Source organism: Mycobacterium asiaticum (genome assembly GCF_001673315.1).
GTDB classification, from domain to species: domain Bacteria; phylum Actinomycetota; class Actinomycetes; order Mycobacteriales; family Mycobacteriaceae; genus Mycobacterium; species Mycobacterium asiaticum_B.
The window spans coordinates 50,631-65,497 of sequence record NZ_LZLQ01000033.1; the positions used below are offsets into that span (position 1 = coordinate 50,631).

The following is a 14,867-nucleotide window of genomic DNA, read 5'->3' on the forward strand; positions in this document are numbered from 1 at the left end:
GCCAGTGTTTCATCCGGCAGTTACGGCGCGATGCGGATCTTGCCCGGCGACCACAGTCCACTACGGGTCGCCTCACCGAGGTCCAGCCGGGCGGGCGGCGCGTCCACCAGCGTCTCGAATTCGCGCAGCGACCCCCAGTCGCGGGCCCAGTCGCGGGACAGGTAGGTCGCCATCACATGGGCACGCAGCAACAGGTCGGTGATGCCAAGCAGGCCACCGTTCTTGCCGTCTTCCCAGGTATCGGTGTCCAGCTTCTTGGCCGAATAGTCCGGTGTGATGCGGAACCGCGGAATTTCGGTGACCCCGTTGGTGTGCAGCATCGGCCGCTGACAGGGGAAGGCCAATCCGACCGCCCAGTCCAACAACACCGGCTGCGTCGACCCGACGTACTCCTGCAACGATCGCAACTCCGGCACCCGCGGCGGGGTGATCGCGATCCAGTCGTCCGGGGTCAGCGACAGGTCCTCGGCCACCACCCGCACAGCGACGGCATCGGCCGGCATCTTCTCCCGGGCGAAACGCAGGTTGCGCCACGCCTTCGGCTGTTCGCCGTAGAGGTCATCTGGCACCAGTCGTCCGGCCGGCACCAGGGCACCGGGGGCAGGGCGAGCATATTCCAGCACCACGGTCTGGCCGGCTGTGTAATGGTGCAGGACACTGTTGCCGGCGATCTTGCCCGCCGCGGTCACGACGACCAGCGGGTGCCCGTCGTCCGGCTTGGGTAACAGGTACCACGCCGACGCGAGCTTGCTCTGCTGCTGAGCCCCCGTGGTGTAGGTGCCCGCCAGCGGCACCCGCGCCGGATCGAGCTGGTAGGGCAACGGCACCCTGGAGCCGTTGATCCCTGTTTGTTTCGTTTTGGTCGGGGCGTCCCAGTCGTAGTCGGTGCCGGGCTGGTTGGGCTTCATCACGATGGCCTCGGCGACGGTTTGTTCGGGCACGCCATTGGGGGAGAAGCCCACCGGGTCGGTGCCGCCCAACGGGCCCAATGGGCCCCAAGGATCGGGGCCAGCGGGCAGCGGTGTCATGAAGCCCGCGTTGGCGTCCGGTTCGACGAGCACGTCGTCGGCAAGGCCGCAGCCGCCGGCGAAGGCGCGCAGGTTCGACCAGCCGTTGGAGTAGGTGGGGTACTGGCGCACGATCCCAATGCCCATGGACGCGATGAACACCAGGGCCATGAACCCGGCGGCCAGCGCGACCGGTGCCGTCGTCAGCGCCCGGGTCGCCCGGTTCTCACCGCTGCTGCGGGGCGCGAAGTGCAGCCAGGCTGCATACGCGGCTGAGAGGGCGAAAAGCGCGAAGAACATTGCGCTGACCGGGATCCCGGCGACTTTCGGCATGGTGTTGTTGAACGGAACGCCGTAGCTGGAGACGTACCACCAACCGTTGGTGGTGGCAAAACACAATGCCAGCATGAAAAACACCGCGGCCAGGAATGCCATCCGGTTACGTGACCAGCGCAATACCGCAGGGGACACCAGCACTGTCGTCAGCGCGGCCATGGCGGCGCCCACTGCGGCGAACAGTCCGAAGTGGTGCACCCACTTGGTGGGGGTGAACATCAAAAAGAACATGGTGCCGAAGATGACGCCCATCAGCCGCCACGCTGGGCCCCGCGCCACCCCGGGCACACGCTTGCGCCGCAACATGATGAAGACCGCTGTGAACAGACACAACGCGGTGATCAGGAACCCGAACCGGCGTGACAGCGAACCGTCGACGGTGGGCAGGATCAGGTAGTAGTAGCGCAGGTTCTCGGTGTACCAGGCCTGGCTGGGTCCGATCTTGCCGCGCACCCTGGTGGCTTCGAACACCGTCGACAACGTCTGGTCGGCGAAGACCACGGTCAGGATGATGGTGCCGGCGGCGAGCATCGGCGACAGCAACGGCAACGTGCCGCCGACCATGCGGCGGCGTTTGGCCAGGATCCGCAGCATCGGACGACCACCGGCCACCAATGCCGCTACCGCGATCAGGCCGGTGGGCTGGACTCCCAGGGTGAAGGCCGCGGTGATGATGGCCAGCGCCGCCGGCGTCAGGCGGCTGTACCGCATCGACCGCTCGATCAGCACATAGGTGACCAGCGAACCGACCGCGATGATCCCTTCGGGCCGAAGCCCGTTGTCGAACGGCATCCACGCGGTCAGCAGCACCATGGCCGCGGCCCAATTGGCGGGTTTGCTGGCGGCGACCGCCGGACCCAACCGGGGCAGCACCTCGCGCGACAGCAGCAGCCAGCACAACAAGCCGGCGAACAGGTCGGGCAGGCGCATCCAGATGCTGGAGTCGCTGACGTGGGTCATCAGCGCCAGCAGGTTGTAGTACCAACCGAAGGGGTCTTCCGGGCTGCCGAACCAGCGGAAGTAATTGGACATGTAGCCCGCGTGGTCGGCGACGCGCGCCATGCCCAGGATGTAGCCGTCGTCGGACGAGTTGGCGCCGATCACGTGCCAGAGCAGGAACACGAAGATCACCACGGCGTCGAGCAGGGTGAAGGTGCGCCAATTGGCCGGAATCCACCGGCGCATTCGGTGCCCGTCCAGTTGATCAAGGCGCCAGAGCGCGATGAGCGCGACGATGGTGGACACGAGCGCACCGACCATCGCCAGCAGCTTCAGCGTCGTCGGCGTGGTGGAGAACCGGGTGTCGACCGTCGCCGACATGCTCAGTCCGGGTGGAGCGGGACCCGTCAGGTCGGTGAAGACGCCGACGATCTGCGGACGCAGGTTCGGGTCGGGGAATCCGCTGCGCAGGGGTCCGCCGCCGGGATCCTTCAGACCGATGAAGTTTGCGAACGTGCCTGCGTGCGTGGAGGTGATTTCGATGCGCTCGCACTGTGCGGAGGCCACCTGGTCCCGCGGCACGGACAGGATCACCACGTTGCGGTCGGTGACGTCCACCCGTTGGGCGCTGACCACGACGAACAGTGCGTTGAGATTGGCGTCCTTACCCTGCTTGGGCGCGGTGCCGAGCACCACTCCGCCGGTCGGGGGCATCTCGCGGACGATGCTGCACGGCACGGTCGCCATGAAGTCCACCGGCGTCAGCGAGATCAGCGGTGAGGTGACGCTGTTGAGTTGGCCGTTCTGCGGCCAGTTCAGCATCGCGGTGGTCTGGACCACCGGCAGCAGTGGCGTGGCGACCGACAACACAAAGCCCACCAGACCCGCGACGGTGGCCACCCAGCGGGTGATCCGCAAGCTGCGGTCGGGTTCGGTGCCGGCGAGGGTGCTGGGCCGGCCGTTCGTCACGGTCATGGGAGGGCCCTAATCGGTCCTTGCCGGCTCCAGCCGGGCACTGTGGTCACGCCCTGCTGCACGGCGGCGTCGGGCGCGCGATCGGTGGGGACCAGGCGGTGATACTGCTCGACCGAACCCCAGTCGCGGTACCAGTCCCCATTCAGATACGTCGAGATCGTCGACGTCCACAGCAGACCCTGGGTGAACATGAACGGTCCGCCGGTCGACGCCGCCTGCCACAGGTTGGACGACACCGCGGTCTGCTTGTGGTCCGGCAAGATCCGGTAGTCGGGCAGCTCGGCGATGCCAAGGTGCTCGGAGAACGGGCGCTGGCACGGGAAGTTTGCCGCTGTCGCGATGTCCATCAGCACCGGGGCCTGCGAGCCGATCAGCTGCTGCAGCGGTTCCAGCTCAGGCACCCGCGGCGGCGTGAACGCGAACCACTGCTCGGAGCTCAGGTTCGGGTCGTAGCCGACGATCCGGGCCACGTTGGCTTCCGGCGGAGCCCAGGCGATCGGGAAGCGCAGGTTGCGCCACGCGGGTTGCGGTCCGAGGTCGATAGGGAAAACCTCGCCCAGCGGCGTGAAGTTGCCGTCCGGGCGACCGATACCCCACTGCAGTTTGAGCGACTGCCCGTACATGAAGTCGCCGTCCTCTTTATAGGACCAGATGGCGCCGGCCGCCGACACCACGACCAGCGGCCGGTCCGGCCGCCGCGGCGGCAGCTGGTACCAGGCCGAGGTGGCCCGGGCGGCCAGGTTGTTCTCGCCGTAGCTGCCCATCACAGGAGTGCGGGCTGGGTCCAGCCCGAACGGCAGTAACGCATGCGAGCCGTTGACGCCGACGGGGCCCTTGCCCCCGGCAGTTCCGGCGGAGTCGGTGATGGCGGCGGTGGGCTTGTTGGGCGACGCGTCGGAGTTGACGACACCGGGCTTGCCCACCACCGGGTCGGACTTGAGGTCCTCACCGACGCCTTCGGGCTTGAAACCGAGCGGGTTGACTCCGCCGAGTGGGCCGCCCGGCCCGAATTGCTGACCCGGGACCGGCTGCAGCATGCCGGCGTTGGGATCGCGTTCAGCTAATACGTCGTTTGCCATCGCGCAGCTGGTCGGCGACAGACCCGACGTCAGGGCCGACAGGTTCGCTTTTCCCGTGGTGTAGAGCGGGTAGCGGAAGACCACCCCCTTGGCCAGCGAGCCGACCTCACCCAGCACCATGATCACCGCCACCACCAGCAGCGGCGCCGACGCCAGCACCCGATTGCGCCGGTTGTTCTTGACTTCGGTATGCCCGGCGTAGTCCATCCGGAAGTGGTACCAAGCGGCCAGCAGACCGGTGATGATCGAGAGCGTCAGGAACATCGACGTCACCGGTCGGCTGGCGACTACCGGTTGGATGTCGTACCACGGGACGCCGTAATTGCCGACGTAGAACCAGCCGTTGATGCCGGACGTCGCCCACGCCAGCACAAACAGCAGCGCGGTGACGTAGAGCGCCAGGTTGCGTCGACTGTGCAGCCCGATCCGGGCGACGGTGAACGCCGTCAGGCCGGCCAGCGCACCGGCCAGGCTGGCGAACGCACCGAACTGGATGGCCCACTTCGTCGGGGTGAACGTCAGCAGCAGCAGGCCTATCGCGACGGTGCCGAGCAACCGCCAGGCCGGGCCGGTCGCCAGCCCGGACACCCGGCCGCGGCGCAGCAGCACGAACAGCATCCCGAACATGCACAGCAGCAGCACGAGCACCGCGAACCGCCGCGCCATCGAGCCGTCCGCGTTGTTTTCCACGGTAAGGAAGTAGTACCGCAGGAAGTCCTGGTACCACGCGATGGTCGGCCCCACTTTGTATTTGATGCGGGCCGACTCGGCGACGGTGGCCAGTGTCTGGGCACGGAACACCACCACGGTGATCAGCGACAGCGACGCGGCCAGCACCACCAACGGTGCCAGCAGGCCGTCGGTGGCGCGTCGTCGCCGAATGGTCTGCGCGATGGCGCGGGCACCGGTCAGCAGCGCCGCGACGGCGATCAGTCCCTGCGGCGCCAGCGTTGCGGTCAGCGCGGCCACGATTATCGCGAACGTGGCCGGGGCGAGTCGGCCCCGCGCGATGGAACGCTCCACCAGGACCCAGGTGAGCAGCACACCGAAAGCGATCAGCGGTTCGGGCCGCAGTCCGTTGTTGAACGGCAGCCACGCGGCCACGAACACCGCGCCGGCGGTGTACAGGGCGACCCGGTTGCCGGCCAGACCACCCCGGCCCGGCCCGAGCCGGCGTAGCACGTAGTGGCTGATCAGCAGCCAGCACCCGATGCCGGCCAGCAACGCCGGCAGTCGCATCCACACCCCAGCGGTGCTCACCGCCGCCAGCTTGGACAGGACGCCGAAGTACCAGTCGAACGGGGCGTTCGTGGTGCCGAAGTAACGGTAATAATCGACGACGTACCCGGCTTTGGGTGCGACTCTGGCGATGGTCAGGTTGTAGCCGTCGTCGGAGGTGGTCGCGCCGATGAGGTGCCAGAGCAGCAGCGTGGCGATCACCGCGGCATCGGCGAGCCACACGGCCAGACCCGCGTGCGGGCCGCGAGGCAACCGGGGGCGGTAGCGCGCCAACCATGCCATCGGGGAGCGCCAGTTGCGCAGTGAATCGCCTCGACTCAGGCGATCCAGTGCCCCCAGGGCGAGGATGGCGGCAAGCACGGTCACCGCGCCGAGACCCATGGCCAGCGACTTCAGGGCGGTGGGCGCGAGGATGAAGCGGGTGTCGACGTCGACGCGAGCCGACAGACCCGGCTGGGCCGGCACTTTGAGGTCGGTGAAGATGCCGCCCACCTGAGGCTTCTTCTCCGGCGCCAGTTTGCCCATCGCACCGGGAATCCCGACGAAATCGGCGCCCGCGCCGCCGCGGTCGGCCCAGATGTGCAGCACCTGGCAGCCGCCCGACGCGATCGCCGGGCGCGGTGCGACCGCGGCCACTGTGTCGCGGAACGCGACGACGACAGTGTCCTTGTTGGCCCGCACGAACAAGCCGTGCTTGCCTGTCTCGAAGCCGTCAGTGGGCAGGGTCGACACCACCAGACCGCCCTTGGCGGGCAGGGTGGCGATCGCCGAGCACGGGATGGAAATGTCCAGCGCCCGGGGCGCGCCGGACACCAGCGGAGCGGTGATCTGGGTGATGTTGCCGTCCGAGGCGGTGCCCTGCGGCCAGAAGATGGTGGCGGTGGTCTGCCGCACCGGGAGCAGCGGCACCAATACACACAGGATCAGACCGACGATCCCGAAGGCGACGGCCAGTAACCGGGCGATCCGGTGGGATCGCTCATTACCGTCGGGGGACACGAGGGTCGATCGTAGGCGACGCGGATAAGTGCGTATTGGATGCGGGGCCGCGGTACCGGTCAGAACAGGTTCGTAGATATGGCGGGTGGACGGTCAGCTGATCCTCGTTCGGTTAGCTCTTCCGTAGCGGCGCCGGGCCCCACAACCCGCTGCGTGTGACGGTGCCCAACTCGAGACGGGCAGGCACGGCATCGGGATAGTAGGGAGTCAATCGCTGCAATCCGCCCCAGTCCCGGAACCAGTCGTCCTTGAGGTAGCTGGCCACCGTGGTGGGGTGCGTCAACAGTTCGGTGATGCCCAGCGGGCCGCCGCCGAGATTGTCCATCACGGGCGAATTCGCCTCGGCGCCGAACCGGTCGGGCAGGATGCGCCATTTGGGCGTCTCGTCGACGCCGTTCTGGTGGCCGAACGGCCGTTGGCACGGGAACGCCAGCCCCACCAGCCAGTCCAGGAATACCGGATCCTTGGAACCCACCACGTCCTGCAGCGTGCGTAGCCGTGGAACCCGGGGCGGGGTGAGCCCGATCCAGTGTTGGGGCGCCAAGTCGTCGTCCTCGGCGACCAGCCGCACCTGGGTGGCGGAGTCGGGAATGGCGGACAGCGGCGCGCGTAGGTTGCGCCAGGCCGGCACCGCACCGACATCCGCGAATCCCATTGAGCCGCCGTGCTTTCCGGCGGCCGCCTCCTCATCGGTGGCCCACTGCACCTGGACCTCGCGGGGATCGAAACGACCGGCCGCGGTCAACACCAGCAACGCCGACTTGCCCCGCTGCTCCTTGGGTGGCAACCGGTACCAGCCCGATCGCAGCATGGCCGGCACCTGGATGCCGGATCGCCAGCTGCCCAGCACCGGCACCTTCGTCGGGTCGAGGTTGAACGGCAGTCGGGCCCGTGAACCGTTGATTCCCGGCGCGGCTGTCGTGCCACCCTCGGTGCCCGGATCGCTGCCCGTGACCACTCCGTCGTCGCTCGCGAAATTGCGGTCGCCGGGACGCTCCATCACCGGATCCGCCGTGACGTCCGCGGGAATCCCGTTGGGCGTGAACGCTTCCGAGAGACCGGCCCCCAGGGCATCGCCCACCGGGGCGCCAACCGGCGCCAGCATGCCGGCGTCGGGATCCAACTCCACCAACACGTCCTCGGCCAGCCCGCAGGTCCGGCCGGTCAGCGCTTGCAGGTTCGACCGACCGACCGACCACGCCGGGTACTGGACCACCATCGCCTGGGTCAGCGAGACGACCTCGAACAGCACCAGCAGCCACGTCGCGATCGCCAGCGGGGATTGCACGAGCCCGGCCAACCGGGCGCCCACGCGCGTCTTCGGCGGGCGGTCCTCGGTAGCCACGAAATGGAACCAGGCCGCTACCAGCAGCACGATCACAGTGAGTTCGAGCAGGGCCGTGGTCAGCGACCACCGCATCTTGGGGAACGAATTCGACCATGGCACACCGAAGTTCGACACATACCACCAGCCGTTGACGCTGGCGAACGACATGGCCATGACGAAGAGCACGGCCGCGGCGAACATGGTCCGGTTGCGCCGCGACTTCATCGCCGCGGCGGTCACCGCCACCGCGGCCAGCGCGCCCAGCGAGCCGGCCAAGCCGGCGAACACGCCGAAGTGGTGGGTCCATTTGGTCGGGGTGAACATCATCGCGAACAGGGAGATGACCGTGATGCCGACGATGCGGCGACTCGGCCCGGCCGCCGTCCCCGGAATCCGGCCCTTGCGCAACGACATCGCCACCGCCACCGCCAACGCGACAATCAGCGCAAGAACGGCGAAGCGTCGCGCCACCGACCCGTCCGGGCTCGGCATGAACAACCGCTCGTACCGGATGTGCTCGTCGAACCACTTCAGGCTCGGCCCGACGGCCTGCTTGAACCGGCTCGCCTGGACTTCACCGGCCAGGGTCTGGTCCCGGAAGATCAGGATTGCGGTGACGGTGGCCGCGGCCAGAATCGGCGCCAGGAGCGGCAGCACGCCAAACCGTTTCGAGCGTCGGTGCAGGATGGTCCGCAGCGGGCCGATCGCGACCAGCAGCGCACCGATGGAGGCGATGCCGGTAGGACCGGAGAACAAGGTCAGCGCGCCGATGATGCAGGCTATGGCGACGGGAAGCAGCCGACTGGTTGCCACCGCGCGCTCCACCGAGCACCAGGTCAGCAGGATGCCCAGAGCAATGATCGGCTCCGGACGCAGCCCGTTGTCCAGCGTCAGCCAGAACACCAGGAACATGCCGGCAGCCGTCCACGCCGCGCCCCGGCTTCGCTTGACCGCGTGGCCCAGTCGGGGAATCACCTCGCGGCTGATCACCCACCAGCAGGTGATCGCCATGAGCAGGGTGGGCAACCGCATCCAGATGCTGGCGGTGCTGACGTGCGCCCACAGTGCCAACAGGTCGTAATACCAGCCGAACGGCGCCTCCGGCGTGCCGAACCAGCGGTAGTAATTCGCCATGTAGCCGGCGTGTTCCGAGACCCTGGCCATGGTCAGGATGTAGCCGTCGTCGGAAGTGTTGGCGCCGACGAAGTGCCACCACACCAGGACGACGAGGACCAGTGCGTCCAGCCCACCGAGGGACCACCAGCGCGACGGCAGGAACCGCCGGTGCCGGGTGCCGTCGGCGGTGTCCAGGACGTGCAGGGCGGCGAGAGCGGCCGCGGTGAGCATCAACCCGAGGATCATCGCGGCCATCTTCAGCGGCGTCGGACTGCTGCTGTAGCGGGTATCGACGGCCGCCGAGAAGGTCAGACCGGGCGGGGCCGGTCCGGACAGGTCGGTGAACACGCCGACGATCTGCGGCCGGAAGTCGTAGCCGCTCTTCTCACCGCGTAGGGGATCGCCGGGGTGCTCGCTGGTGGGTCCCTGCTTGAGCCCGACGAATTCACCGATCACCCGGTCCGCGTGGGCGGTGAACGTCAACCGCTGGCAATCCGGGCCCAGCACCTGACTCATCGGCGCGGTGACGACCGGGACGTTGCGGACGATCAGCACGAGATCGTCGTTGACGCGCTGCAGCAGCAATCCGCGGTCGACGGCCTTGGGTGCCTGCTTGGGCACGGTGGACAGCAGCACCGTCTTGGCGGCGTTCTGCGGGCCGGCCAACCCGGCGGCCGCTTGGCACGGCACGGCGATGTTCAGATCGGTGGCCACATAACTGATCAGCGGCGCCTCGACGCTCTTGAAGACGCCGTTCTGCGGCCAGTTCAGCGCAGCGGTGGTCTGCTGCACAGGCAGCAGTGGGGTCGCCAATGCGAGGACGGTTCCGAGCAGACCGGCGACGACCGCGACGAGCCGAGCGATCCGGTGGTTTGCTCCCGCGTCGCTCACGGAGGTAGATGGTAGCCCGGCAATCGGGTCTAGTTCTTCGGTCCCGCGCCCTGCGGTGTTGGTAGCCATCAGCGGCTCGGCACCGGCTTGCGGACGGCTAGCACGAAGGGGCCGATCGTTTCCACGGTGAAGCGCGGGTCGTTGAACAGGGCGGCTTTGAGGTCCACGGTGTAGCGACGGACGTTGGGCTGGTTGGGGTAGACGTCCTCAGCAAGTCGCAGGGTGTAGGTGCTGCTCGCGCCGCGGCGCATCAGGAACACGGTCGGCGGTGGCCAGGGCAGGCTGTCCAGTGCGTGGATCAACTCGTCGGCCGTCTTGAGCTTGGACCACGACTCGATGTGCGCGGCACGCTTGTCGAATTGGGCCAGGGGGTTCGCGTAGTGGGACGTCAACCCCTGGAATCCCCAGTACGGGTAGAACGACAGGAAGCTGTAGTCGGCCGTCATCACCACCGTCTGGTCGGGTGCTTTGCCGGTGATCCGCGCAATCGCGGCGTCCACTGCCGGGTAGTACTTCTCCGAGCTGGGCGGGCGCCGATCGCCGCGTTGCCCGTCACCGTCGGTGTCGGTGTAGGCGATGGTGAGGTCGGGCCGGAGCACGTCGGGAATGTCCTGACTGAACGCGATCGCGCCGGTCAGGCCGATCGCCGCGGCAATCGGGAACACCGCGCGGCTGCCGATCCAGTCTCGGCGCAGTGCGCGGGTCACTTCGACGAAGCCGAACACCCCGGCCGTCACCAGCAGCACCGACAGCGTCGGCTGCAGCCGGAACGACAGCAGCGTGGTGCGTGCCAGGGTGGTCAACATCGACAGCAGCGACCACAGGTAAACGGCGAGCACGGCGATCCCCAGCCCACCGGCCCGGACCGACGATCCCGCCTTGACGACCAGCCAAAGCGTGCCGAGCAGGCAGGTCGCGCCCAGCAGGGAGAACTGCAGCATCGGGAAGGTCAGCTGGGCGCCGTCAGCGGGCAGGTAGTGCAACGCGCTGCCGGACCCGCTCACCGGTGAACGCATCGTCGCCAACAGATACGGCAACCAGGTGACGGAGCCGATGACGGCCGCGATGACACCGATGACCAGCAGGCGGCGCAGCGGGTCGAGCGCCGCTTTGAACCCGGATGCGCGCCAGCGGAAGGCGGCCAGGCCGACGGCCATCACCGTCATCGTGAACGCGCTGTAGGCAACCAGCAGCGTGTACCAGGTGGCAGCGAAGCCCAGGAACAACCCGGCGCCGACGATTGCCGCCCACCCCCCGCTCGCGTCGAGCGTGCGGCCAGCTTCACGTTCGTCGTCGACTGTGCGGCCAGCTTCACGCTCGGCGCGAGCGGGCACCCGGGCACCGGCCCGCAGACCGGACCACGTCAGCACGAACACCGGCGGCAGCAGCACTGTGATCATCGCGGCGTAGGGCTCCGGCGAGCTGTAGGCCAGCGTCACCGCGGTGGTCGCGATGGTGACCAGCAGCGCGTACTCGAAGCGGACCATCCGTGACCACAGCACCAGCGCGACGGCGGCCGCAATGGTGATCGAGGTGATGGCCCACGGTTTGAAGAACTCCCAAGCCGGGGTCCCGGTCAACGCGGCAGCCCGTCCACCGAACCAGAACCACCCCGGCGGGTAGAACGGCGGCAGATTCAGGTAGGTCATGTCGCGCAGGGCGGGGCTGTCGGTCAGCCGGGTCAGGTATTCGGTGCGGAATTGCTGATCGACGGAGATGCCGAACAGGTACAGCTTGGTGGCGCCCAGTGGCATGCCCAGAGTCACGACGGTGAAAGCGGACACGAACACCAGCGCGCCCAGTTGAGCCAACCGGCGAAAGCGGCCGCGGCGCCAGACGAAACCCACCGCGAGCAACCCGGCCAAGCAACCCACCTGCCCGACGGTGGTCAGCGCGTGCAGCTGATTGGACGACGGAAACGCCGGCCACTGCACGCGCGAAATAGCAAGGAGGGAAACCACCGACACCACGACGGCCACCAGGACCGCCACGGCCATCTGGCCCAGGGTGGCCAGCGCGTTACGCATGGTCAGATGGGCAGCCTGCGGAAGATGCTCCGCGGAATGTGCCGCAACACCATCATCACGTAGCGAAACGTTCCTGGCGCCCAAACCAATTCCTTACCCTTCGCGGACGCCGTCACCGCGAGTTCGGCGACGTACTCCTTATCGACGGTCAGCGGAGCTTCCTTGACGTGGGCGCTCATCCGGGTGCGCACCTGGCCGGGCCGGATCACCAGCACCCGAACGCCATACTCGCGCAGCGCCTCTGACAACCCCAGGTAGAAGCCGTCCAACCCGGCTTTGGTGGAGCCGTAGACGAAGTTGGACCGGCGCACCCGCTCACCGGCCACCGTGCTCATCGCGATGATCTGCCCGAAACCCTGACCGCGCATCTTCTCGGCGAGCAGCACACCCACCGAAACTGCTGCCGTGTAATTGATTTCGGCGATCTGCACGGCTTTGCGCTGATTCTGCCAGAGTTCCTCGGCGTCACCGAGCAAGCCGAAGGCGACGATGGCCACGTCGATGTCACCGCCGGAGAAGCACTCGTCGATCACCTTGGGATGGGTGTCCGGCTCCAAAGCGTCGAAGTCGACGACTTCCACCGAACGCGCGCCGGCCGCCTTCATCTGCGCGACCGCATTGTCACGACCGGGGTCATTGGGCATGACGGCCAACACGATTCGTGCGGTGGCGTTGCGCAGGTAGCGCTCGCAGATCGCCAGCCCGATCTCGGAGGTACCACCGAGCAACAGGATGGACTGGGGGTTTCCCACGGCATCAAGCACCATCTACAGCAGCTCCAAACGTCGGGCCATGTCGGAGGCGAACACCCCGGAAGGGTCGACTCTGCGTCGCACGGCGATCCATTCGTCGATGCGCGGGTACATGGCGTGGAAGGTCTCGGCGGTTGTCCGGGAGTCCTTGGCGGTGTAGAGGCGACCGCCGAATTGCAATACCCGGCGGTCGAGTTCGTTGAGGAACTCGTTGAGGCCGGGTTTGATCGGGAAGTCGACGCATACGTTCCAGCCGGGGATCGGGAAGCTCAGCGGTGCCTGATTGCCCGGCCCGAACAACTTGAACACGTTGAGAAACGAGTAGTGCCCGGACTTTTGGATGTCGCGGATGATGTTTTTGAACTCTTCGACCGCGTCGGTGGGCACCACGAACTGGTACTGGCCGAAGCCCGCGGACCCGAACGCTCGGTTCCACTCGCCGAACATGTCCAGCGGGTGATAGAACTGCGTCAAATTCTGTGTCTTGGCGCGATACGTTCCCGATTTGCGGTACCAGAGTTCCCCGATCGGCATGAAGGTGTATTTGTTGGCCAACCCGTTGGGGAACACGTCCGGGAAGGTAAGTAGTTGCGGCGCATCGAATTTCAGCGGGTCGCGCTGCAGCTTCGCAGGCAATTGGTCCAGCCTGGCCAGCGAACCGCGAGAGATCGCCGCCCGGCCGAGCTTCGGCGGCGCGCTGATCGCGTCGAACCAGGCGCTGGAATACGTGTAGTTGGCTTCACTGCCGTCGCTGTGGAAGGCGATGGTTTCGTCGAGGCTGCGGGTGACATCGCCGTCGGCGATGAAGTACGCCGTTTCGGTGGGCGTCATTTCGACGGTGGCGCGCAGGATGATTCCGGTCAGGCCGTTGCCCCCGACGGTGGCCCAGAACAGTTCCGCGTCCTGGCCGTCGGGCGTGATGTGGCGGACTTCACCGCTGGCCAGCAACAGGTCCATGCTGCGCACGTGGTTGCCGAAGCTGCCCGCGCTGTGATGGTTCTTGCCGTGGATGTCGCAGGCGATAGCACCGCCGATGGTGACCTGACGGGTGCCGGGCAGCACCGGGACCCATAACCCCAGCGGTAATGCCGCCCGCATCAGCTGGTCGAGGTTGACGCCGCCGTCGAGGTCGGCCAGCCGGCTGTCGGCGCTGAGCGAGTGGATCTTGTTCAGCGCGCCCATGTCGATCACCAGGCCGCCGCCGTTCTGAGCGTTGTCGCCGTACGACCGGCCCAGCCCGCGCGCGATGACGCCCCGTCCGTCCGAGTCCGCGACTCTTGCCACGGCCTTCGCGATCACCTCGACGTCCGGGGTGCGCAGCAACTGAGCAACCGACGGTGCCGTTCGTCCCCACCCGGTCAGCCGGGTGGCAGTGGTGCTGCCCGCAATGGGCTCAACGGTGCTTGACATCGTCAAAGAGGGTACCGCTTGGCGGGTGGGCTCAACGGATGCGGAAGATCACGGCTCGCTGCACGATGAAATTGATGACCGTTGCCGTGCCCTGCGCGATCACGAAGGCGACGGGTATCGCCCAACTCTGATAGTTCAGCAGCGCCAGACAGAGATGATTGAGCCCCACCTGCGCGGTGAAGGTGATCGCGTACAGGACCATGACAGCGACGAATCGGGCCGTGCTGGGCAGCGCCTGGAAGGTCCAGCGCCGGTTGATCAAATAAGCGGTGATGGTGCCGATGATGAAGCTGATGGCTTTGGACAGGTCGACTTGTACTCCGACCAGCTTGTAGAGAACGACGTAAAGGCCGAAGTCGACGATGCCGGCCATGCCGCCGGTGACCACGAAACGCAGCACCTGGGTTTTCAGGCTCAGTTGTGCTGGCTCGTAGGGCGGCATCGCTCCTGGCGTGGGATCGGCCATCGGGGGAGTCTAACGGTGCCGATTCCCGGCTTATGACGGCAACTTCACCGAGATCAGCTCGACTTGGCTCGGTCCCTGCGGGGTGGAGTACGTCACCATGTCGCCCGCCTGGTGGCCGGCCAGGGCCTGTCCGAGGGGGCTGCGCGCGGTCAACGTCTCGGCTTCGTGGCCTATAGGCGTCTCCTCCACGATCGAGATCACGTGCATGGTGACCACTTCACCGTCGGAGAACCGCAGCGTGACCTCGGTGCCGCCGGGCAGCACGTCCGACGGATCCGAATCTGACGGACCGGCGGCTGAAGGC

Annotated in this window: 8 protein-coding genes; all 8 read right to left on the minus strand. The window is 67.1% G+C overall.

The genetic code is table 11. The annotated features are described in order from the left end of the window. Positions 1–20 precede the first annotated feature (20 nt). On the minus strand, positions 21–3,257 hold the full coding sequence (gene embB / locus A5636_RS06150; RefSeq protein ID WP_065157816.1) for an arabinosyltransferase EmbB: 3,237 nt from the start codon (positions 3,255–3,257) through the stop codon (positions 21–23). Next, the gene (locus tag A5636_RS06155; RefSeq protein ID WP_065157817.1) at positions 3,254–6,574 is read right to left on the minus strand and encodes an arabinosyltransferase domain-containing protein; all 3,321 of its coding nucleotides are present in this window, start codon (positions 6,572–6,574) and stop codon (positions 3,254–3,256) included. Before A5636_RS06155 ends, embB begins: the two co-directional genes overlap by 4 nt. A 112-nt stretch (positions 6,575–6,686) precedes the next feature. After that, positions 6,687–9,977, minus strand: coding sequence for an arabinosyltransferase domain-containing protein (locus A5636_RS06160; RefSeq protein WP_065157818.1), 3,291 nt, complete (start codon positions 9,975–9,977; stop codon positions 6,687–6,689). After that, complete coding sequence (locus tag A5636_RS06165; RefSeq protein WP_065157819.1) at positions 9,977–11,935, minus strand: galactan 5-O-arabinofuranosyltransferase; 1,959 nt, start codon at positions 11,933–11,935, stop codon at positions 9,977–9,979. The genes A5636_RS06160 and A5636_RS06165 overlap by 1 nt, the downstream gene beginning before the upstream one ends. 2 nt (positions 11,936–11,937) lie before the next feature. After that, positions 11,938–12,702, minus strand: a complete 765-nt coding sequence (locus tag A5636_RS06170; protein WP_065157820.1) for a decaprenylphospho-beta-D-erythro-pentofuranosid-2-ulose 2-reductase — start codon at positions 12,700–12,702, stop codon at positions 11,938–11,940. Further along, positions 12,703–14,097, minus strand: a complete 1,395-nt coding sequence (locus A5636_RS06175) for an FAD-binding oxidoreductase (RefSeq protein WP_065157821.1) — start codon at positions 14,095–14,097, stop codon at positions 12,703–12,705. A 31-nt stretch (positions 14,098–14,128) separates the two neighbouring features. Further along, positions 14,129–14,494 (minus strand): GtrA family protein, encoded by a 366-nt coding sequence (locus A5636_RS06180; RefSeq protein ID WP_155763655.1) that lies wholly within the window; start codon positions 14,492–14,494, stop codon positions 14,129–14,131. A gap of 99 nt (positions 14,495–14,593) precedes the next feature. Then, a partial coding sequence (locus A5636_RS06185) for a GreA/GreB family elongation factor (RefSeq protein WP_172827164.1) occupies positions 14,594–14,867 on the minus strand: 274 nt, incomplete at its 5' end.